Origin of the sequence: Alteromonas stellipolaris (genome assembly GCF_001562115.1) — a bacterium.
GTDB classification, from domain to species: Bacteria; Pseudomonadota; Gammaproteobacteria; order Enterobacterales; family Alteromonadaceae; genus Alteromonas; species Alteromonas stellipolaris.
Window position 1 is genome coordinate 3,333,784 of sequence record NZ_CP013926.1, and the last position, 21,220, is coordinate 3,355,003.

Annotated in this window: 17 protein-coding genes and 1 pseudogene; 10 read left to right on the forward strand and 8 right to left on the reverse strand. The window is 43.5% G+C overall.

The window, feature by feature from the left end; all coding sequences use genetic code 11:
- Positions 1-8: 8 nt before the first annotated feature.
- Positions 9-1,373 carry an aminotransferase class V-fold PLP-dependent enzyme gene (locus tag AVL57_RS14265; protein ID WP_057790290.1) on the reverse strand — a complete coding sequence of 455 codons (1,365 nt, stop codon included), beginning with the start codon at positions 1,371-1,373 and terminating at the stop codon, positions 9-11.
- A gap of 362 nt (positions 1,374-1,735) precedes the next feature.
- Here AVL57_RS14265 and AVL57_RS14270 point away from each other — a divergent pair, with 362 nt between their 5' ends.
- Positions 1,736-2,200 carry a hypothetical protein gene (locus AVL57_RS14270; protein ID WP_057790288.1) on the forward strand — a complete coding sequence of 155 codons (465 nt, stop codon included), beginning with the start codon at positions 1,736-1,738 and terminating at the stop codon, positions 2,198-2,200.
- Between the two features lie 218 nt (positions 2,201-2,418).
- On the opposite strand, the gene gcvA is transcribed toward AVL57_RS14270, so the two are convergent.
- The gene (gcvA, locus tag AVL57_RS14275) at positions 2,419-3,345 is read right to left on the reverse strand and encodes a transcriptional regulator GcvA (RefSeq protein WP_057790286.1); all 927 of its coding nucleotides are present in this window, start codon (positions 3,343-3,345) and stop codon (positions 2,419-2,421) included.
- A gap of 138 nt (positions 3,346-3,483) precedes the next feature.
- On the opposite strand from gcvA, the gene AVL57_RS14280 reads away from it, so the two are divergent.
- From AVL57_RS14280 to AVL57_RS21515, 3 genes and pseudogenes are all read left to right on the forward strand, one after another.
- Positions 3,484-4,158: a cupin domain-containing protein gene (locus AVL57_RS14280; protein ID WP_057790284.1), complete on the forward strand. Its 675-nt coding sequence runs from the start codon at positions 3,484-3,486 to the stop codon at positions 4,156-4,158.
- A 4-nt stretch (positions 4,159-4,162) separates the two neighbouring features.
- A complete protein-coding gene (locus AVL57_RS14285) occupies positions 4,163-5,260 on the forward strand; it encodes a flavin monoamine oxidase family protein (RefSeq protein WP_057790281.1) in 1,098 nt (365 codons plus the stop codon).
- A gap of 55 nt (positions 5,261-5,315) precedes the next feature.
- A pseudogene (locus AVL57_RS21515) lies at positions 5,316-5,585 on the forward strand (DUF2938 family protein); the annotation flags it as partial.
- A 162-nt stretch (positions 5,586-5,747) separates the two neighbouring features.
- On the opposite strand, the gene AVL57_RS14290 reads toward AVL57_RS21515, so the two are convergent.
- The gene (locus tag AVL57_RS14290; RefSeq protein ID WP_057790280.1) at positions 5,748-6,521 is read right to left on the reverse strand and encodes an SDR family NAD(P)-dependent oxidoreductase; all 774 of its coding nucleotides are present in this window, start codon (positions 6,519-6,521) and stop codon (positions 5,748-5,750) included.
- A gap of 107 nt (positions 6,522-6,628) precedes the next feature.
- On the opposite strand from AVL57_RS14290, the gene AVL57_RS14295 reads away from it, so the two are divergent.
- The 5 genes from AVL57_RS14295 (at position 6,629) to AVL57_RS14315 (ending at position 11,259) form a co-directional block, all read left to right on the forward strand.
- Positions 6,629-6,970 carry a winged helix-turn-helix transcriptional regulator gene (locus AVL57_RS14295; RefSeq protein ID WP_057790278.1) on the forward strand — a complete coding sequence of 114 codons (342 nt, stop codon included), beginning with the start codon at positions 6,629-6,631 and terminating at the stop codon, positions 6,968-6,970.
- Between the two features lie 183 nt (positions 6,971-7,153).
- Complete coding sequence (locus AVL57_RS14300) at positions 7,154-7,546, forward strand: BlaI/MecI/CopY family transcriptional regulator (RefSeq protein ID WP_057790275.1); 393 nt, start codon at positions 7,154-7,156, stop codon at positions 7,544-7,546.
- Positions 7,539-8,762: a M56 family metallopeptidase gene (locus tag AVL57_RS14305; protein ID WP_057790273.1), complete on the forward strand. Its 1,224-nt coding sequence runs from the start codon at positions 7,539-7,541 to the stop codon at positions 8,760-8,762. The genes AVL57_RS14300 and AVL57_RS14305 overlap by 8 nt, the downstream gene beginning before the upstream one ends.
- Positions 8,763-9,034: 272 nt before the next feature.
- Positions 9,035-9,301, forward strand: a complete 267-nt coding sequence (locus tag AVL57_RS14310; RefSeq protein ID WP_057790271.1) for a DksA/TraR family C4-type zinc finger protein — start codon at positions 9,035-9,037, stop codon at positions 9,299-9,301.
- A 221-nt stretch (positions 9,302-9,522) separates the two neighbouring features.
- Positions 9,523-11,259: a M1 family metallopeptidase gene (locus AVL57_RS14315; RefSeq protein ID WP_057790269.1), complete on the forward strand. Its 1,737-nt coding sequence runs from the start codon at positions 9,523-9,525 to the stop codon at positions 11,257-11,259.
- A 141-nt stretch (positions 11,260-11,400) separates the two neighbouring features.
- On the opposite strand, the gene AVL57_RS14320 is transcribed toward AVL57_RS14315, so the two are convergent.
- Both AVL57_RS14320 and AVL57_RS14325 read right to left on the reverse strand, forming a co-directional pair.
- Positions 11,401-12,132 (reverse strand): hypothetical protein, encoded by a 732-nt coding sequence (locus tag AVL57_RS14320; RefSeq protein WP_057790268.1) that lies wholly within the window; start codon positions 12,130-12,132, stop codon positions 11,401-11,403.
- A 135-nt stretch (positions 12,133-12,267) separates the two neighbouring features.
- Positions 12,268-13,488, reverse strand: a complete 1,221-nt coding sequence (locus tag AVL57_RS14325) for an endonuclease/exonuclease/phosphatase family protein (RefSeq protein ID WP_057790266.1) — start codon at positions 13,486-13,488, stop codon at positions 12,268-12,270.
- A 169-nt stretch (positions 13,489-13,657) separates the two neighbouring features.
- Between AVL57_RS14325 and AVL57_RS14330 the strand changes: the two genes are divergently transcribed.
- Positions 13,658-14,191, forward strand: coding sequence for a PepSY domain-containing protein (locus AVL57_RS14330; RefSeq protein WP_057790264.1), 534 nt, complete (start codon positions 13,658-13,660; stop codon positions 14,189-14,191).
- Here the strand turns inward: AVL57_RS14330 and AVL57_RS14335 are convergent.
- From AVL57_RS14335 to AVL57_RS14345, 3 genes are all read right to left on the reverse strand, one after another.
- Positions 14,174-16,387, reverse strand: a complete 2,214-nt coding sequence (locus AVL57_RS14335) for a TonB-dependent receptor plug domain-containing protein (RefSeq protein WP_057790262.1) — start codon at positions 16,385-16,387, stop codon at positions 14,174-14,176. The genes AVL57_RS14330 and AVL57_RS14335 overlap by 18 nt on opposite strands.
- 95 nt (positions 16,388-16,482) lie before the next feature.
- Positions 16,483-19,740, reverse strand: coding sequence for a WD40/YVTN/BNR-like repeat-containing protein (locus AVL57_RS14340; protein ID WP_057790260.1), 3,258 nt, complete (start codon positions 19,738-19,740; stop codon positions 16,483-16,485).
- Between the two features lie 327 nt (positions 19,741-20,067).
- On the reverse strand, positions 20,068-20,961 hold the full coding sequence (locus tag AVL57_RS14345) for an SDR family NAD(P)-dependent oxidoreductase (RefSeq protein WP_057790258.1): 894 nt from the start codon (positions 20,959-20,961) through the stop codon (positions 20,068-20,070).
- Positions 20,962-21,220 lie beyond the last annotated feature (259 nt).

Below are 21,220 nucleotides of genomic sequence, written 5' to 3' on the forward strand. Positions count from 1 at the left end.
ATTCCTTTCTATAGGCTTTTTAACGCTAAGGTCAATTGCTTCATTTCTTCAGCTGAAATAAATATCTGAGGAGTCACTCTTATACAACAGCCACTGGCTAACCCTACCCTTACCACCGTAAATACATTGAATTCATTTTCCAATCTTTGTTGGATCATCTTTGCATCGTCTAGCGACACTTTACCTTTTGTACGAAATGCCCCCATTCCCGTACTTGATGCATCATCTTCGCCCCCCAGCACCTCAATATTAGGCAATTTTTTCACTTCTTCTACCCACAAATTACGCAGATACCGCAATCTAGCTTCTTTATTGGCTGCTCCAAGGGACTGGTGAAAGTCGATAGCAGCAGGAACCGTCAAGATAGATGCAAAATTTGAAGTGGCAGTATGCACCCGTTTGTGGGCCAATGTATTAGTAGGGTCGGTTTCACCTGGGTATGGAGATATTTTGTCTAACGTACCCTTCTTCATATATAGCGCCCCCACACCCACAGGGCTGCCTATCCATTTGTGCAAGTTGAAGCCTGCCCAGTCCACATTTAACTCAGCAATATTAAAGTCGAGCAAACCCCACGATTGGGCGCAATCACAAATAACATCTATCCCACGTGCTTTTGCCGCTTTTGCTATGTCGGCAACAGGCAGAATGAGCCCATGTTGATTACTTACATGGGTAAGCAACATGAGCTTCACATTAGGATTTTCATCGAATGCGGTGATGTATAAGTTGAGGATTTCAGCTTGATTAGTTTGCGCAGGTAACGTGACTTCTACAGGTTTGACGTGCTGCGTTTTAGCCAGCCAGCGCATGGTTTCTTTGAAACTTGGGTAATCGATGTCAGCAAACAGTACCGTGTCGTTGGCGTTAAAATCGTTGTACTGGCGCATTAAATTATGAATAGATTCAGTCGCGTTGCGAGTGATAACGACTTCATCACTATCAGCACCCAACGCTTGTGCAATTTTGTGAGCGCTGTTCTTTAGATCATTAGAGAAATGCTTGCGCCCATAAACAGAAAGCTGTGTATTCACCATTTCCGTCTTCTCAATGAATACTTGCTGCACCTGCTTAGACATCTTCCCCCAGTAACCATGCTCTAAATTAACAATTCCCCGCGCTTTGTCATAATTCAGTGCAACTTGTGCCCAAAATGATTCATCTTTTGCCAGCATTTCGGGCGATATATTTTTAGGTCTTTCGGGTAATCGGGGTAATTTGGCAGGTATTGATGATGTAACTTCACTACTAGCATGAACCAATTTTGTCGCCGCCAAAGTTCCTACCGTCCCACCTACCGTCCCACCTACCGCTCCTCCTACCAAGGCTTTAAGCACTTGTCTGCGGTTTAAATACTCTGGCACTTCACTCATAGGGCCCCCTTACTACTAGGCTTGAACGAAAAGAAAAAAGGTTTGTATTTCAATGAACTTGAGCCACAAAGCTTCTATTAAGGCCAATTGAAGCAATTGTTGAACCACATAATTTATTAATGTGTAATTCTGAATGTAAAGCCTCTCCTTCTCTGTTCAGTTCGAACGTGCAAAGCATGGCTATTTCGTATTTAAGGCGCGTCACAAAACACAAATACAGACTTCTGTTCGGCTGTAACCAACTGTCAATACGTGTAAATAACCAGCAATAAAATGTAAAGCGTAAGGCGAAATGGCTGGAAGTTAATTAAGGTTTTAATTAATCAGTAGCGATGAGTACTTTAATTAAAATGGATTTCTAGATGAGCAAATGGTTTTGGGGTGTATTGGTTTTCTGCTTTTTAATAGTGAATGAGACAACTGTAGATTTGATACTTGCTATCACTATTGGCGGTTTTGATTTCAAGGCAAGTATTGAACAAATCTTTCGATATTCCTCACTTCTAGGTTACTTTGAATCCACTCCTTTTCGGCTTATTCCTTACTTATTACTTACGAGCTTAGCTGCATTTCTTGGTGGCCATTATTCTTTCCATGAAAAAGTAGCTTTTTGGGGGGCGTTAATGGCTATAGCGCTCTTTCATTGTTGGGGATATTGGGGTTTAAACTACCCTTCCTATACTGGTGAGCACCTATCATCCACAGCAGGGTTAGCCCTTATTTTCATTCCCTTACACGCTATTTGGGTTGGCTTACTTGCGGGTATAGCTTCAGGACTTGCATCGTTATTATCCGCTAGTGTTTTCAAAAAAGTTCGCGGCGTTTAAAGGCGTTAAAACCAAACAAGCACCTAAGTACAAAACGCCACTAAAAACCGCGATACCATGTTGTAGGCAGCAATGGTTGCTACCGCTTCCACCTTACGCATTAAAGTGGCTAACATGGCGCAAAAGCTTAAGGGTAATTAAAGCGCTTAACCACAGAGTTCATCTTTTACTATGGTAAATAAATTCTTTACTGGACATCGCATTTAATCAGTAACCACTTACTTTCCAGCAGTAGCGACTTCTACCTCTTTGAAAAGCCAGTCTTTAAAAGCCTGAATTCTTGGCAGATCGGCACATTCGTGTCGATAAACAACATAATATGCCAAAGGTGATTGAAAACTAATATTTGGAAACAACCTTACCAACCGACCAGCTGCTACATCATCTTTTGCCATAACGCTGCGCGCTAATGCCACGCCATGACCATCAATTGCTGATTGCAGCACCGCAGCAGAGTTATTTATTTGAATACTTTTCGTGGTGAAAGGGCCTGATACTCCCGCTTTTTTTAGCCACGACGACCAAGAAGGAAATCCCGTATGTGCATCCATAGACTGGTCATGTATGAGGGTTTCATTTAACAAGCCTTCTACTGAGTTCAAGCGACTTTGATCATCTAAAAAAGTAGGCGAACACACTGGGTACACCTCTTCATCCATTAACTTTTCAGCCCTTAGGCCTTGCCAGGTGCCCACACCAAAACGTATGCCTACATCTATTCGTTGTGAAGCAAAATCAACAGGCTTTAAATTCGTGTTTAGATTAACATTGGTTTGAGCACAAATAGCTTGAAAATGATGAAGCCTAGGTAGTAGCCATTTAGCGGCAAATGCGGGACTTACCGCTACGGTTAGTGCGCCACTTATGGCATTGTCTTTTAAAATGTCTACCCCTTGAGCAAGCTTATCAAACCCTTCGCGAATAAGTGGCAGCGCACTTTGCGCGGTTTCAGTAGCTATTAGTCGTGTCTTGCCCGAGCTCATCCTATGAAACAAGGCCGTATCAAGCCATTCTTCTAATGTTTTTACGAGTTGGCCCACCGCGGCGGGCGTAACGTTAAGCTCTTGTGCCGCCGCCGAGAAACTCTGATGCCGAGCACTTGCTTCAAATGCTTTAAGCGCGTTGAGGTGTATAGGTGACTTCATACGATAAATTTTTTCTTTACTGATGATTCAGATTATCTCGTTTGTAAAAGCAAGTAAATAAGTAAAAAATACCTCTCAATCCTTCAGCAAACTATTGGCTAAATAGTCCATTCCAATCTTTCTCATTAGGTTAAATATATGCGCGTTAATTCAGATTTTCTGCAACAAGCGGCTCTGCTCTCAAGTCAATATAGTTGGAAACCAACGCCCCAAAAAGGCGTTGAACGGGTAATGCTAGACAGAATAGGTGGCGAAAAAGCCCGAGCAACTACCGTGGTGCGCTATGCGCCAGAGTCTTTTTTCCCAAGCCACGGTCACCCTGGTGGAGAGGAAATATTAGTGCTTTCCGGAACTTTTTCTGATCAAGCTGGCGACTACCCCGAAGGTTGGTATTTGCGAAACCCGCCGGGCTCTTCCCATGCACCTAGCAGTAAAAATGGCACCACTATTTTTGTGAAGCTTTGGCAAATGCAGGAAAAAGAAGCCAGCCCTGTACGCATAGACACCAATAACCCTAATGCGTGGATAACAAAAAACAACCTGCAAATTTGCCCACTTTATCAGGACGATAGCGAAGAAACTAAACTCGTAAAGCTTTCGCCGCAACAACACTTGTTTAATAAATTATCTACTCATGATGCACTAGAGCTATTTGTGCTCAGCGGCAGCGTGCTGCACCAAGGGCAAGAGTATACAAAAGGGAGTTGGCTTAGGTTACCCAGCAACAGCAAACCGCTTATTACTGCAGGAGACAGTAACGCGGCGATTTACCTAAAGGTAGGAAGTTTTAAAAACATAGGCTGCGGAGACTAACCCCATGCGAAAAAAAATTGCTATTATAGGTGGCGGGCTAAGCGGCCTTTATGCCGCCTACCAATTAGAGCAAAAAGGCATTACCGATTACGTACTGCTTGAAGCCAGAGCACATTTAGGCGGGCGAATTTCTGACTTTCTTAGCAACTCGCAGAGTAAGAGTAATAGTTTCGATCTTGGCCCTACGTGGTTTTGGCCAGAATTTCAGCCGCAGTTAAGTGAGCTTATTAAAAGCTTGAAGCTTGAAACCTTTGCCCAGTTCGAGCAAGGACACACACTGATTGAACGTTCATCTAGCCAGCCACCAACCGCCACACCGGGTTACATGCATTCTCCCACTTCTATGCGGATAAAAGGTGGCATGGGCAAACTCATTAACGCCCTGTATGCGAAGCTTCAAAACAAACACGTAGTAACCAGTGCATCTGCTGAATCAATAACCTATCAACAAGACAGTATTGAAATACGCTATAGCAATTCCGATAAGCCAAACAACACAGTCTATGTTGAACATGTCATGCTCGCACTACCGCCTCGTCTGGCGGTAGAAAAAATCGCATTTAACCCAACACTACCAAGCGATGTAATAGCAAAGTGGCAAAATACAGCAACGTGGATGGCGCCACATGCTAAATACATTGCAGTATACGATACCCCATTTTGGCGCAAGCAAGGGCTGTCGGGCAGTGCGCGCAGCAGCGCGGGGCCAATGGTTGAAATACATGATGCATCATACCCACAAGGCCAAGCAGCGTTATTCGGTTTTATTGGTGTGCCAGCAACCGACAGGCAACGTATTAACAATGAAGATTTGAAAGCGTATTGCCGGGCCCAATTGGCAAGACTTTTTGGTACGCAAGCCGCTACACCTGAAGTCGATGTTATTAAAGACTGGGCACAAGATGAACTCACTTCAACACATTTAGATAAACACGCGGCAAATGCACATGCCACAGCGCCTTACATTACCCCGCCTAATGGCCCATGGCATCAACGCTTAGTGGGTATAGGCAGTGAATGGTCGACGCAATTTCCCGGTTACCTCGCAGGCGCGGTAGATGCTGCAAGCAAGGGTGTTGAGCACTACATTCACACTTATTAGTAGCTCTTTTCATCTCTATTCACACCTTTCAAGCACTTTTCGAGGACACACCATTATGATCAATGACTCTATCTATACTTTTATACTTATAGGTATAGGGGGCACTATTGTTCTAGATATTTACGCTTGGTTACTCGCGACATTTTTCGGGTTACCTGCAACAAACTGGTTATTGGTGGGGCGCTGGGTAGGCCACATGAAATCAGGGCAATTTATTCAGCCCGCATTGCCAAAGGCCGAACGAGTACCTGGCGAACTTATCATTGGCTGGGTTGTACATTACCTAATTGGCATTACGTACGGTTTAATATTAATGCTCTGCGTAAACCCACGTTTGGGTGCAACTCCCTACCCTACTTCCCAGTTTACTTGTTGCATGGGAGCACCTCGCACTTTTCTTTATGTACTTTTACTCATATATAAAGGCCAGAGAGAAAAGCTGGCCTTTATCCTTTTTCGACAACAACATCGCTACCAAACAATACGCTTAGTTCCGCCCGGCAATAACACCACCATCAACGTCCCATATTGCACCAGTTACCCAACTGCTCTGCTCCTGAAGCAGAAACATAATACTATTGGCAATGTCATCAGAAGTACCAATGCGCCCAATAGGATGGAATCCATTAAACCCCTTTAACGCCTCATCGACATCAGCTGGGTTAATAAATGATTCGTAAATAGGTGTCTTCACTACCGCAGGCGACACTGCATTCACGCGTATATTATATTCTGCTAATTCCATCGCCATGTGTTGCGTTAATGCATGTAGCCCCGCTTTAGCCATTGAGTATGCAGAAGACGGTGTGGCTTTTATTGCCTGTTTAGCCCACATTGAACCAATATTCACCACGGCGCCCCCGCCATGCTTAATCATATTATTAGCAATCGATTGACTGATGAAAAATATTGCGCGATTCAGTGTGGCATATATATCATAGTCATCAGGTTCATGTGATAGGAATGGCTTAGGACTAAAATAACCTACTGCGTTAACCAAGTATTGAATATGTCTGTCTTCGGCGTTCAATTGCTGTATCACTTTTTCGACGTCTTGTTGTTTATGTAAATTGGCCTGAATAGTCTCAACAGTAGCACCACTTGAAGCGTATGATTCAATATCAACCTTTGCTGATGCTAGCTTGCCACTGTTATTACCTAAAATAACCGTATCAATTCCTTTTGCAGAAAGCTGTTTAGCTGTCGCCAATCCCATTCCACTTGAACCACCGACTACCACTGCAATATTAGAAGTTTGCATTATTAATGACCTTGCTTGTGTTAAAATGAAAAGCCAATTTAACGGCAATTAATAGACTTAAAAAGTAAGCACTTATCGGTAAGGTAGGTACTTTTAGGTACATCTTAATGAAAACTATAGAGAAGAATTTTTCAAAAAAAGTAGCACCGAGCAAAGCAGCATTAATGGTGCAAGCTGTTTGCGGTTGCAAATGGTCTCTTACTATTTATCAATTGCTTGGCTATGGAATAAATCGCCCAGGCGAAATGGTTCGTCGGGTAGATGGCCTTACCACGAAAGTACTTAACCAGTGTTTGCGAAAAAATATCGAATTTGGCATTTTAGCCCGTACGTCTTATAACGAAGTGCCCCCAAGAGTGGAGTACGAAGTAACCGAGTTTGGCAGTAAGTTTATGAAAGTACTGGACGAATTAGAGCAATTACAAAATGAAATTTATAGCAATGAATAGATAATGGCCCGTCACTAACTTGTGGCCATTTCCCCCGCTTCCGCCCTACACCTACAACCATTACTCAAAAAAGTGCTAAAGAAACTTGCACTTTAGAATTACACATGTAATCTTATATTTAGACTACACTTGTAATCCATTTAATTAAAAGCCACTACATGATTGGTTAAAGCGAAAATACTTATGACGACATCTAAAGCGCAGCCAGATATTAGCAATACCGAGTTTGAAGTATTAGACGTGATTTGGGACAGCAACCCGATATCATCTAACGAGGTAATTGACCGCCTTAATCAACATAAACCTTGGCATGAGAAAACAGTAAAAACTTTACTCGGCCGCCTAGTTAAAAAGGGGGCGATCAGTTTTCACAAGCAACAGCGCCAATACCTTTATTACCCCATAATTGCCCGCGAAGAATATGTTCAAGAAGAAACGAGCAGTTTTTTAAGCCGACTTTTCAAAGGTAAAGTTGCGCCTATGATTGCAGGCTTTGCCAACCAAAATGAATTATCTAAAGAAGATATCGATGAGCTTAAAGCTGTCATCAAGCAGTGGGAGCAAAACAATGATTGAGTGGGTGATTTCTCAGCAAGTTATGTTAACGGTTGTTTTGGCGCTTTTGATCTTTTGTGAACGATCCCTTACTAACCAACTAGGTACTAAGTTTGTTTATAAAGCGTGGTTGTTAATACCTGCCGCTCTTGTGATGAACAACCTGCCCGTTGATTTGGTCTCTATTCCTTCTAATAGCATCAGCCGCTATATAGTGGGTATTAACCCTAATGTGTCCAGCTCGCAATTCAGCGTGCTGTTTTGGCTATGGGCAACAGGTGCTAGTGCGGTAGCAGCTTACATATTGGTGCATCATATAAGCTTATTTCGCTCTATTGATAAAAAGCACGTTGTTCCTTTGCCTAAATCTACCGTTTCAGTAGGCTCAAATACGTCACCTTCCCTTAGCGCGTATTATTCCAATAAAGCTTCTACACCTATGCTCTTTGGTTTTTTGAAGCCTGTCGTTCTGCTGCCTAGTTATTTTGAGACTGCATTTTCAGGTACTCAACAAGCATTAATACTTGAACATGAAAGAGTACATAACCAACACAAAGACAACGTATGGAATGCTATTGCGTTAGCTTTTACAGTACTTTTTTGGTTCAACCCTGCAACTTGGGTTGCGTTAACGTCGTTTCGTAGTAGTCAAGAATTAGCATGTGATAACTCAGTGCTAGCCAACAAATCACCAGACGAGAAACTCATTTATGCAAAAGCACTTGTTTGTTGTGCCGAGCATAATTCAAAAGCAGTAAACCTGTACCCAACCTTTGGAGAGAAAAGTACAATGATTAAAAGACTGAACGCAATTAAAACCCCGCATAAAGGTAATAAGTTACTTGCCGCTGGCACAGCTGCTATTTTTGCCTTAATCACTGCCAATATGGCATTAGCTAACGCCCCACTTCACAATACTGAACACAAACAGTCGAAGGTTGACGAAGCAGCACCGGTAGAATTTGTATCGCCTGCATACCCCGAAGCGGCCGAAAAAGGCAATATTGAAGGCTTCGTTGTACTGCAATTCGATATTACCAAAACCGGTAGTACCGATAATATTACGGTGGTCAATGCCACTCCCGACGGCGTTTTTGATGAAAGTGCGAAAGCCGCGCTTAAACAATGGAAATACAAACCAGCAATTAAAGGTGGTGTTGCACACAGGCAAACAAGTTTGTTAGTACAACTCGACTATAAACTTGACCAACCATTAGCGGCGGGTACTGATAAGTAGCCGTAAACCAATCAAGAAAGAATACTAAAAGGAGCGCGCGCTCCTTTTAGTGTTTTTCTTAAATAATGCTATTTCCTTTTAGGTGATGCAAATATTGCACTGTTCTCAGTAAAAGCTGCGCTTCCAGTAGAACTGCTCACACCGTCGGCCACACTCTATTTACTCTAATCGTTTGTAATCATTATCAAAATAGCCAATCAACATGCTCGGCACTGTCTTTGCTTCATTCTATTGTTAATCGCAATACTCGCAAGTAGAGCTTAGGAGGGAATATGGCTGGTGGCTGGGCAAAAGATGGCGCAGTGCAAGATCAAATAGACGCAAGCATTGAAGATGCGGTATCGCGCGCTAAAAACAACATGTATCAAGGCGCAAGCGCTGAATTCTGTGAAGAGTGCGACGCCCCAATTCCTGAGCGCAGACGCATAGCAGTGCCTGGCGTTCAATTGTGTATTAACTGCCAAGCTGAAATGGAAAAAACAAGCAAAGTTGAGTCGTTGTTTAACCGAAGGGGCAGTAAAGATAGCCAACTAAGATAGACCGTGAAAATAATCGAATTATACAAAGGCGCCTTTATCAAAAATAGGATTAGTCACGCGGCCAGTTACCGTCTTTCATCTTACTTACCCCCGCATTAACCGTTTACTCATTGCATTGTATTGAGACTTTTGTGAAAGATAAGTTATTGATTTATCTTGCTCCTGTTCGTATAACAATAAGAACGGAATAACAAATTCACAATAATAAAAACGGAAAGAACATGAAATTAAAAATGCTTGCCTTAGCGTGTGCCTCATCATTTATTGTTGGGTGTGCGACTCAGCCAGCTTCTTCAGTAAATCCCATACACGCTGCCGAGCTATCAACACCCTACACGTTAAAAACTGGGGGAGAAATTCCTGAAAGGCAACAGAACCTATCTATTAGCCATGCAACGCTCGCCTTTTCCTTTGATTTCGACAAAGAGATTTTGTTTGGAGATACTACCCTCACCCTGCAAGCGCCTTCACCGCAACAAGAAATTTCGGTGGACTTAGACACTCGTTTTGCTATCGAAAGCGTGTGGTTGAACGGCACCAAATTACCCGAACAGCAGTTTAGTAATCCCGAAGGTGAGCTTATAGTCTCGCCGAATAGCGATGTGGCGTTTCCTGCCACCTTGCGTGTTGTGTATTCAGGCCATCCTCGCACGCCGATTAGAGCCCCTTGGGATGGCGGTGTGATGTGGGAAGAAACCCCTGATGGACATCCATGGTTAGCTACTGCAGTGCAAGGTGAAGGTTGCGATCTTTTCTGGCCTTGTATCGACCAACCTTATGGTGAACCGGCAACTACTGAGCTTTTAATTACTGTCCCTAACCCCCTTGTGGCCGCCAGTAATGGCGTATTAATCGACACCCAAGAAAAGGGTAACGATCGCACTTTTCATTGGAAAACCAAGTCGATGCATAATACGTACGGCATTGCCTTAAACATAGCGCCTTATGAAAAGCTCACACAGAATTTTACTAGTATATACGGTAATACCTACCCGTTAACCTACTACCATCTTCCAGAAAACGAAGACAAAGCTAAGGCCTTATTTGCCGAGCTACCAGAAATGATTACTTTCTTTGAACGTATGATTGGCCCTTACCCGTTTGCGGACGAGAAAGTAGGCATAGTACAAACGCCTCACTTGGGTATGGAGCACCAAACAATAAACGCCTATGGCAATGAATATAGAAAAGATGATGCTGGGTACGATTGGTTAATGCAGCACGAGTTTGCCCATGAGTGGTTTGGTAATCAGCTGACCAACGACAATTGGGATCATATGTGGCTACACGAAGGATTTGGCACCTACATGCAGCCGCTATATGCCCAATATCTTCATGGTAATGAAGCCTATTTTGTAAAACTGAATGCCCAGAGAAAAGGGTTAGCCAATGCTCACCCCATTGTAAGTAATGAATTAATGTCTGAAGAAGATGTGTATGAAAAAGGCCCTGCGGGTGATATTTATGCCAAAGGTTCATGGGTTATTCATACGCTTAGAGGGCTAATGGGCGACGAAGATTTCTTCCGCTCTGTAACCGAATTAGTGTATGGGCGCGTTGACCCTAAGCCTGGAAATTTCAAACCGATTTTCGCCAATACTCAAGACTTTATCGATATCGTCAATAAAAACAGCACGCACAATCTAGATTGGTTTTTTGACGTGTATTTATTCAGTGCGGCTTTACCTAAATTAGATGTTGCTCGCACCGAAAATGACGTCACCTTTACGTGGAAAACAGAAGGTGATTTACCCTTCCCTATGCCCCTAGAGGTTAGCATAAACGGTAAAGTAACCACGCTTGATATGCAAAACCAAACCAGCTTAACAGTAAGCCAATATGATGTAGTGATTGCCGATCCTAACAGTAAGGTACTTCGCTACGAACAGCGTTTTGAAGATTATAAAGCTTGGCAAGAAGAGCAAGCTGAAATGAAGAAAAAACAGACCGAGGAATAAGTTAAAACAGGGCTCATAAATCTCGCTGAACTTAACTCCATGTCATGCCTAATACGGCATGACATGGAGTGGATAGCACGTAGATTAAGGAGCTCTTACTTATGTTGGTAAACTGAACCCTTAAATTCCTGTTACCGATATTTACCGCTTCTTGGTGATAGGAATAACCCCATTGCGACTTTCTACCAACTCTTCTAATGCCACACCGGGGTCTTCTTCCCCAGCCACTGACGTAGCATAGGGACTAGCAGCCTCGGCTTCAGCATCTGAAACGGGTGTGACGTTTGTATCACCGGTGCCACGGGTGCCATTGCTTTTGCCGCTATTAGCTTGATTTTTATCTTTTAAACCACGCATTAATTCCTCCAAATAGGGTACAAACTCTAAGGCTAGTGCTACCAATAGCACCGTAACTAAATACCATGTGGGTAAAGGGTCTTCTTTAAGTTGAAGGGCGAAATCGGCGGGGATACCGCCGATACCAAACAGCGCGGTGAAATGAGGCCAATGTCGGCCCACCACTAAAACTAAGGCCAACAGCGGGATCATTTCTAAAAAGCTATGAACATGCTGTTCAATGGGCCCTACACGGCGCTTAGTTACCGCGTAAGAGACATCCCACATGGCGGTAGCTTCATGCACAAAAAAGAGCACGATACTAATAGCGATGATTAAGCTGTTTACTTCGAAGATCAGCACCATGAATAGTGGGATGCCAACTTCGGCGAACATCAGCAAATGAATGAATGATTCTTTTGCGCCGCTGGTTCCAGAAATATTACTCCGCCTATGACAAAACCAGTCAACAATACCTGCCAGAAACCAGATAGGAATGATGAAGTACATTAGGATAATTAGCGTAGGATCGTCCATAGAAACTTGCCTCTCCTCGGAACATGGCTTACGTCAAGTGACGTAAGCGAAGGTGTATGAGGTTATAAACGGGCAAGTAACCAGAACAGATTAGCAGTTCATTAAACTTTTTTAACATTTACGGATGGAAGCGAATTATTTTATCGTTAACGACACCCAAACCATTCTATGGTCAGAGCTTGCTTGCCTGTCTTTTACCAGCCTATATAAATCACTGTCTTTGGTTGGCCAAAATACACCAGCGTCTTTTACGTCAAACCCATATTGTGAAGGCAGCACATAATCGGCTCTTGCCCCCCAGTAGGCAGTGAAACGGTTACTGAAATCTTCGCTGGAGGCTTCTGCACCACCCGCACTTGTGGGAATAAGGCTATTGTTCACTAACGGGCTTTCAGTTAATTGCTCAATCACATCGGGTCTGTATTTATCGCCAATATCAGCAGCATTAAAATCGCCGACCAATACGAATCGGTCATTGTCGTTTAAGCTAACCTGCTCGCCAGCATCGTCATAAATATAGCCACCACGATTTGGCGTTAAATAATCTGCCATTAGGCGAATTTCATCGTGATTACGGGTACCGTTTCTATCTTCCTCGCCATCAAAATTTGGCGGTGTGGGGTGCATGGCTAACACATGCACTATTTTTCCGTTCACATTGACCGGAATATCCCAATGAGATTTTGAACTTAAACGAAAGGTCTGCCACTCTTCTTCTGAATACCAATGCGTACCTGCATCTTCAGTACTGGCAGCAGGTAGCATAGGCTGTTGGGCATCAGGCATATCTTGCCATTTGAAAGTTTGAAAAGTACGTGCATTAGCATGATCAATAGGATACTTAGACAATACCACCATGCCATATTGGCCTGGGTATAACCCATAACCATAAGCATCACCGCCGTATTGTTCTTTTTTGCCATTGTTGTCTAAATCAAAATGCGTGGGCTCGCCCGTATTCACGGTATTAGTATAAACATAGCCATAATCCACTGCTTTTTGACCAACTTGTGAAACATTTAAATAATGCTTTATAAAATTCTCAATTCCTACTGACTGGTCGGCGATATAATCAAACTCATTGAGTAGCAGAATGTCGGGGTTAACACGTTGAATAATTTCAGCAATATTCTTAACTTGCTGGTTTTCACCATTAGATAGCACTTGCTGTAAAACCTTAGCACTAGGCGCTAACCCAAGCGCTTTGTAGTTAGTCGATTCCATGCTTACGTTAAATGTGGCTACTTTTAGTGTTTGCGCTACTTGTTTGTCTTGAGCTTCAAGAGATTGTAGTGCTTCGGCGTGTAGGGCAAACGGTAGCAAGGTAAATAGCGATAAAAGAAGCCTGTGTTTCATGGGTTTACTCAGTGGTTATTCTACTTTCTATAAGACTACCAATATTACGGTGATTACCAAGCGGTTTTAACTCATTTATTCGTCGCTTGAAATCTTAGTATCAGCTAACATTTTTTACTCGCTAAATCAGATGCAGTATAGTGAACGTCCATTTTTAGGTAGTAAATGAATGTCGATTAACCTGCGTAAAACCAGCCGCAATTTTCACTTGTGGCTTTCATTGGTCATTTTTATTCCTGTCGTTGTTGTGATTGGCAGTGGCCTTTTGCTGCAGGTAAAAAAAGAATTCGACTGGCTACAACCGCCTACCCAAAAAGCACTTGGCGATGCGCCATCTATTAGCTTTGATAACATTATTGAAGCGGTAAAAAATGTCCCCGAAGCTAAACTGAACAGTTGGGGCGATATCGACCGCTTAGACGTGCGCCCCGACAAAGGCATTATAAAAGTACGCGGTAAGAATCATTGGGAAGTTCAGCTAAATGCAACCAATGGCGAAGTACTTCAGGTTGCTTATCGGCGCACCGATACCATTGAAGCTATTCACGATGGCAGCTGGTTTTTTGAAAGCGCCAAACTATGGCTTTTTTTGCCCGCCGCCATTTTGCTTTTCATTTTGTGGCTGACGGGCTTAGTCATGTTGTTTACTACGCTAAAAAGCAAATATTTAAAGCAATATTACCGCTCACAGCAAAAAGGTTAGTGCGAGCTGCACGCTTTCACCTTGAGCAAATGCAGCTTTATCGTCGGCACTCACATAATATTGCTGATTAGTAAGATTCCGCCAACTCGCTTGCACCGACATACGTTGATTGAATTGCCATAGCGCGCCAATATCTATGGTGGTTACATTGCCGAGTTCCTTTTCACTATCACCAATATCTCGCTTGCTTGCACGATGAACCAATGTTGAAAATAGCCGAACATCTTCTAGCTCATACCCTAATGTTAATCGCTGACTATTAGGCGGAATATCGGAAATAGCGCTTCCCAAAGTATCTTCGCCGTCAATCCAGGCTCCATTTAACTGAGCAAACCAATACCCTTGCTCTGTTGCTTTATTTTGCGCTTTATTTACAGCTTGTGACTGCTGCCAATCTAGCTGATAGCTTATGCCTCGAATCGTCGCACTGTCTAAATTGCTATAAACCTGCACATTTTCAGATACCGTAGTACGTTCAATATAGTGATTAATTTTCTGATGAAACACTTCAACTGAGCCCGTTAAATCAATGCTGTTGTACGATAACGAAGCCTGTACATTTGTGGCCTGCTCTGTTTCTAAATTGTCATCACCTAAGACAGTGCCCCGAGGGGTTTCTCCCGAAAAATAACGCTCGGTTAAAGAAGGATTTCTAAAAGCGCTAGATAAGTAAACACTTGCCGACCATTGAGGCGAAAGCGTATGGCTGGCCCCAATAAACCCGCTAACGTTGGTATTAGTAACATCATCAGCATTGTTAGACTGCTGCTGCCAATCAAGCCTGCCTCCAAAGGCTAGCGAAGTAGCACCAAAGGTACGCGATGCATCGGCAATACCTGCCACTGTGGTTTCACTAGCATCCAATGTACGAAGTTCGTAAGCCAATTCAGAAGTAAAGAATGAGTCAGTTAGATTTGAAGCTTCATCTAAGACAGGTTGATTTATAAGAGATTCATCTACAGTCAATTCACTAGCAGAGGAAACCAAGGTGAACTCTCTTTCATCAATAATTACCCCTTCTCGCCCCATTAATTGAACTTGCCAGTTTACTTGCCAATTATTTATGCGTGCGTTACTGCCAACATCAAGCCCGAAGTCTAACGCCTCGCTTTCACTTTCGTTTATCCGATCTTCTGGCCTTAAAATGTGGGTGTCCAATGTGGATTGGTGCCACCAAAGGTTGCTAACTAGGTCTGTGCTAGATGTGTCAGGGCTAGCCATGTCATCGCTAAATAAGTCAGAGCTAAATATATTAGAAAATGCAAAAGTCATTTTGCCTAACCAATGCGTATTTTCTGGGTAGGTAGTTACTCTATCTTCAGGAAAGTCACTACTCGACTTACCAATATCACTGTTGTCTGAATACAAGGTCCAGGCTTCTTTCAGCACCCCACTTACCGGACGGTGCCTTATGAATAGCGCGGATTGTTCGAATTTATCAAACAGAGTATTACCTTGCGCGTCATTACCGTTATTGCCTTTACGGTACGACAGGTTCCAGTCCGTATTGGCTGCGTAATCGGCATAACTATAGTCTTGTGCCTGTTGGTTACTGCTCCACCCTATTTGAAGGTTAGATTCTGTGTTATATGGAAGTAACAAATCTACAGCGCCACCAATAGCGCCCGAGCCTAAATAGGTAGATGCAGCCCCTGGAATGACGGCAACACTTTGAATAAAAGAAGGTGGAACAAAGCCAACACTCGCCCCCGCTCGGCGGTCACTCACAATAGGTACGCCATCAAGTAAGGATTGAATTCGCCAGCGAGAGAAGCCGCGAATATTAATATTTTGAATTTGCCCACCTTGCCCATTTAAATTAACTGACGGCGATTGCAGCAAAATGTCATTGATGTGAGGGCTACCCACAAGGTTTGATTTATCGTAGCTATATTGGGGAAAAATGCTGTTTAAAGTTTGATTGTAATACGGGCGCTCTGCGGTGACCGTGTACCGCTCTAGCGCTTCAATACTCTTATTGTCAGTGCTCTCGTTGTCAGTGCTCTCGTTATCAGCGTTCAGGCTCTCGGTACTTGTATTTGTGCTGGCACTGGCCGAAAAAACGGGGGCAGCTAAAAATGAAATGGTTAAAAATAGCTTAAAAGGGGCTAATCCAAAAGTTGATAACTTAGCTGAATGTAATTCAAAAAACTTTGAACGAAATATAAAACAGAAAAAATACGACAGGCTTTTCATTGGGTCTTGCTACGGTAATAAAGCTAATAAAAGGAAGGGTAAGAATAAAAAATGCGGCAGCGTAATGCTGCCGCATCTGTTTTTACTAACACTCGTTAGTTTGTAATTACCGGAATGCCAGCGGTCCAAGGGCCACCTTCATTCACTACGGCTTGCTGTAGTGCAGGCACTGTGGTTTCTTGCAGTGTTTTAATACGTGCACTCACTTGGTTTAATTCATCTTCAGCATAACCAAGTTGGTCTTTATGCTGTTGAGTAGGCCCGTAAGATGAACCCAGTGCCGATCTTGCATAGCGTAAACGACTCATAATATTCGCCGGTTTAATGCCTTTGCGATTACGCGATTCTAAGCCACTAAACGCCTTGTTAATGTCGTTCAATTCACGTTGAATACTCGCAAACTTAGCTTCAAGCTGGCTTACATCACTAGGGGTACGGTCAATAGCAACACGAAGCAATTCCATTGTCTCTTTCACTTGCCCTAGTACAGTAGTTGCAGACATTGCACGTTTCTGCAATTTAGTAACAGCGTTCCCATACGCTGTAATGTCCTCAGCAGAGGCCCCTTTCAAAGCACCTTCATAAATAGACTCTAGCGTAAACTCAACCGGCTCTGCTAGCTGAGTAACAGTTGCACCCTCGCGCTTAAATAACGTAGCGCTATAAGTGCCTGGCAATGCCATTAAGCCATTATTTTTGCTATCTTTCTTAGTAAGCGGTGTGGTGTTTGAATACTTCATGTCCCATGTAATGCGGTGAAGTCCTTTCTTAGTGCTACCCGCTACGCGATTTATTACGTCGCCCGCATTGTCACGAATTTCAACATAAACTGCAGGTTCTGGCTCTTGAAGTTCAGCTTCAATCGCTTCCCAACTTGGATACTTAGGATATTTGTCATCTTCAAGTAGCTTTTTCTCAGCTTCTTGACGCTTACCCTTCGCGGTTTGCAAGCTGTCTTTCAAGAAATAAGTTAACGTAGCACCATGAGCTGGGTTCTCTGCCACAAAACGGTCATCGCCGTCTGAATCAGAATGCTTGGTGTCTAGCTTAAACCATTTCACGGGGCGGCTAGGCGCGAACAACAGTGCATCTTGCTGCATCGACTTTTCAGTTAATGCACGAAGCGGGGCGTAATCATCTAGAATATAAATTCCACGGCCAAATGTACCGGCCACTAAGTCATTTTCTCTGCGCTGTATTTTCACATCGCGAGTAGAAATGGTTGGCATACCGCCATCAAGTTCAACCCAATTTTTACCGCCGTTAACCGTAAAGAAAACGCCAAATTCGGTACCAATGAACATCAAATCTTTGTTCACATGATCTTGAACAATACGCCAAACAAGGTGTTTTGCAGGTAAGTCATCGGCAAGTGATGTCCACTTTTTACCTAGGTTAGTCGACTTGATCAAGTAGGGTTTGTAGTCGCCATATTTGTGGTTATCTAAAGCAACATATACGGTATTCGGATCGTATAAATCAGCGCGAATATCATTCACATAAGCGGTAGCGGGAATACCTTTGATATCGTCTAATTCAATTTTCTTCCACGACTCACCGCCGTTGGTAGTGACTTGAATAATGCCATCGTCTGTACCTGCCCAAAGAATATTCTCATCCACTGGGCTTTCAGAGAAGTTAGCAATGGTGTGAAATTCTGTCATGGCATACAAATCCCAACCCGCTTCTACCGACCACGTTCTGCCCATCATAGGCATATGCATACGGTTTCCGTCTTGGGTCAGGTCGCCAGAAACGGCCGTCCAGCTATCGCCGCGGTTGTCTGAACGCCATACGCGCTGGGAAGCAAAGTAAATACGCGCAGGATCGTGGCTAGACACATTAATTGGAGCATCCCAGTTGTAGCGCTCTGCTGGGTCGCCTGGCAGTGGCTGCGGCTTAACGTAAACGCCTTCTTTGGTGGTCATGTCTACGCGGGTAAGGTTGCCCTGTTGCCACTGAGAGTAAATAATATCTGGGTTACCCGGCTCAACTGCAGGCTGATGCCCATCTCCGCCTAGAGTTAAGAACCAATCTTTGTTCTTAATGCCATCTGCGCGTCTAGTACGTGATGGCCCGCCTTGGGTCGAGTTATCCTGTGCACCCGCATAAATCATATAGAAAGGTTTCGAATCATCCGGTGCTACTTTATAAAACTGGGTTAGCGGCAAATTCGCCATAAAGTGCCAATTCGCCATTCTGTCATGAGACATATAAATACCACCGTCTGATCCCATCAAAACAAAATCAGGATCAGTAGGATGGAATGCCATAGCATGGTCATCTACGTGCTTGCGCTTAGTATTGATTGGCGTCCACGTTTTACCGCCATCGTCAGACACTTTACTGTAGTTACTGGCAATATAAACACGGTCGAACTGGTGTTGGTCAGCAAAAATTTCTTGGTAATAATGAGGGCCTGTTCCAGCACCTATCTCATCAGACACTTTGGTCCAACTTGCGCCTTGGTCGGCTGAGCGATAGAAACCACCTTTGCGGTTATCAGTTTCGATAGTAGCGTAAAGCACATCAGGGTTCATAGGCGATATCGCCATACCTATTTTACCCATGTTGCCTTCTGGCAAACCGGTTTTAAGTTCTGTCCAAGTTTCACCGCCATCGTCAGAGGTATGAATGCCTGCGCCTTCATTGGTCCCTACATATACGGCAATAGAACGTTGGCGAGCCCACGTGGCGGCATAAAGTTTATCAGGATTTCGCGGGTCGATAAGTAAAGAGGTTACACCGGTCCATTTGTCAGCAGGCGTTAGCACTTGCTTCCAAGTATCACCACCGTCAGTCGTTTTGTACAAACCACGCTCGCCACCGCCAGACCACAATGGCCCTTGAGCTGAAACCCACACAATGTCAGGGTTTGTTGGGTGAATAATAATGTCAGAGATATGTTCAGACTTCGCTAAGCCCACATTTTTCCATGTTTGACCGCCATCGACAGATTTGTATACGCCGTCACCAAAGCTGATATGGCGCCCGCCGTTATTCTCTCCTGTACCTACCCAAATAATATTTGAGTTACTAGGCGCAATGGTCACATCGCCAATTGAATACACTGCTTGGTTATCGAAAATGGGCGTCCATGTGTTGCCTGCGTTCGTGGTTTTCCACACGCCACCAGAACCTACTGCGGTATACCATGTTGAAGGATTATTTTGATCAATAGCAATGTCTGCTATCCGACCAGACATGTAAGCGGGTCCAATATTTCTCAGCTCCATTGCTTTAAAAGTTGAACTGCTAAAAATAGATTTGTCGTCGTTAGGTTTTTCTGCAAAAACAGTCGAGCATGAGAGTGCAAGAGATACAGCTACTGCAGCTTTAAAAAGCTTATTCATTATTATTGTCCACAGAGTGTTTATTTGAATTTAGAATTATAGGAAGTAACACTATATAGAGTTACTAATAAACCTATGAAGTTTCAATAAACACACGACCAACTACCTAATATAGAGGTTAAAAAATAGTCGTGAGTGGAAAAGGATTTTTGGTGGGATAATAAGAGAAAAATACTTTACCCAGTTGAGTGGCTACCATTTAAAAAAGAGCCAAGCTTCTGATGAAAACTTGGCTCTTTTAAGATCGTATGCGCTAAGCAGAACTAAGCTGTTTTTAGCAGGTACAGCCTGAGTATAAGTACGTGCTTATTTAAGCGCCTGATTTTATCAAAAAGTGACGATGTCATCATTTATTAAATGGCCTACCACAGAGCTGTTCTCAGCATCGATAAAACCATTATCAATTGCTTTAGCACGGCCACGTGTGACCTTACGGTAGTTAGGATGCGTGTAAATATACGTCTGTTTTGAACGTAAAGCTTCCAATACGCGCTCGGCCAACATCGATACAGGAATTCCAGATTCCACGGCCATAGTGGCAGCTTTGGCCCCTGCTTTTAGTTTTTCTTTATCGATACGCTTTGCAGTGGCTACCGCATACTTTTCTTGTCTATTACGATAAGACTCATGAATACGGGTTTTTACGAATGCAGGGCACAACACCGACGTATGAATATTGAAAGGTTCTAGTTCTGGCACCCAGCCTTCTGTCATCGACACTACTGCAGCCTTAGAAGCACAATACGCACCAGCATACGGCATACCCAACATGCCCGCCATCGATGCCACGTTTAACACCCAGCCCCCTTCACCGTGCTCTTTTATAGCAGGCACGCAAGCTTGAGCACCGTATAGAACGCCCATCACATTCACGTCCATCACCCAGCGCCAGGTTTCAGCTTCTGAGTCTTCTATTTTTCCAGGCGAACCACCAACACCCGCGTTATTGATGATCATATGTATTTTGCCGAACGCTTCTTTGGCTTTCGCAACAACCTCTTCCCACTGGGCATAATCGGTGACATCAAGTGAGCAGGTTATTAGCTTATAACCCTTAGCGCGTAAATCTTCGCTAGATTGTGCAAGAGCAGCCGCATCAATATCGCCCATCACAATATTCATTCCCTGCGCCGCTAATGCTTCACTTAGGGCTAAGCCAATTCCACCCGCTGCGCCAGAAATAACTGCGGTTTTACCTGAAAATTCATTAGACTGAGACATCTGCTCTCCTGTTGTCTTTATTAGCGCAGCAAATACGATTGTTGCAACGCCTGCTTGCCGCTACCACTACGACCAGATCAAAGTAAGGTCAACAAAGAAGCGGAGCTCAATGAGTTATATAATCGATAAGTAGAGTAGTCTGCGGATGTAAGGGTAGATACTTTATTTGGCTAATTTCAGATACTTCATGAAATCAATAATGTGAAGAAAATAGACTACTGCTTTTTAGTGAAACTAATAAAACCAACGCGTTTTTATT

Bases quoted from the DNA above. Each gene is read 5' to 3' on its own strand.
- AVL57_RS14265 (WP_057790290.1), bottom strand. From the start codon at position 1,373: ATGAGTGAAGTGCCAGAGTATTTAAACCGCAGACAAGTGCTTAAAGCC.
- AVL57_RS14270 (WP_057790288.1), top strand. From the start codon at position 1,736: ATGAGCAAATGGTTTTGGGGTGTATTGGTTTTCTGCTTTTTAATAGTG.
- gcvA (WP_057790286.1), bottom strand. From the start codon at position 3,345: ATGAAGTCACCTATACACCTCAACGCGCTTAAAGCATTTGAAGCAAGT.
- AVL57_RS14280 (WP_057790284.1), top strand. From the start codon at position 3,484: ATGCGCGTTAATTCAGATTTTCTGCAACAAGCGGCTCTGCTCTCAAGT.
- AVL57_RS14285 (WP_057790281.1), top strand. From the start codon at position 4,163: ATGCGAAAAAAAATTGCTATTATAGGTGGCGGGCTAAGCGGCCTTTAT.
- AVL57_RS14290 (WP_057790280.1), bottom strand. From the start codon at position 6,521: ATGCAAACTTCTAATATTGCAGTGGTAGTCGGTGGTTCAAGTGGAATG.
- AVL57_RS14295 (WP_057790278.1), top strand. From the start codon at position 6,629: ATGAAAACTATAGAGAAGAATTTTTCAAAAAAAGTAGCACCGAGCAAA.
- AVL57_RS14300 (WP_057790275.1), top strand. From the start codon at position 7,154: ATGACGACATCTAAAGCGCAGCCAGATATTAGCAATACCGAGTTTGAA.
- AVL57_RS14305 (WP_057790273.1), top strand. From the start codon at position 7,539: ATGATTGAGTGGGTGATTTCTCAGCAAGTTATGTTAACGGTTGTTTTG.
- AVL57_RS14310 (WP_057790271.1), top strand. From the start codon at position 9,035: ATGGCTGGTGGCTGGGCAAAAGATGGCGCAGTGCAAGATCAAATAGAC.
- AVL57_RS14315 (WP_057790269.1), top strand. From the start codon at position 9,523: ATGAAATTAAAAATGCTTGCCTTAGCGTGTGCCTCATCATTTATTGTT.
- AVL57_RS14320 (WP_057790268.1), bottom strand. From the start codon at position 12,132: ATGGACGATCCTACGCTAATTATCCTAATGTACTTCATCATTCCTATC.
- AVL57_RS14325 (WP_057790266.1), bottom strand. From the start codon at position 13,488: ATGAAACACAGGCTTCTTTTATCGCTATTTACCTTGCTACCGTTTGCC.
- AVL57_RS14330 (WP_057790264.1), top strand. From the start codon at position 13,658: ATGTCGATTAACCTGCGTAAAACCAGCCGCAATTTTCACTTGTGGCTT.
- AVL57_RS14335 (WP_057790262.1), bottom strand. From the start codon at position 16,387: ATGAAAAGCCTGTCGTATTTTTTCTGTTTTATATTTCGTTCAAAGTTT.
- AVL57_RS14340 (WP_057790260.1), bottom strand. From the start codon at position 19,740: ATGAATAAGCTTTTTAAAGCTGCAGTAGCTGTATCTCTTGCACTCTCA.
- AVL57_RS14345 (WP_057790258.1), bottom strand. From the start codon at position 20,961: ATGTCTCAGTCTAATGAATTTTCAGGTAAAACCGCAGTTATTTCTGGC.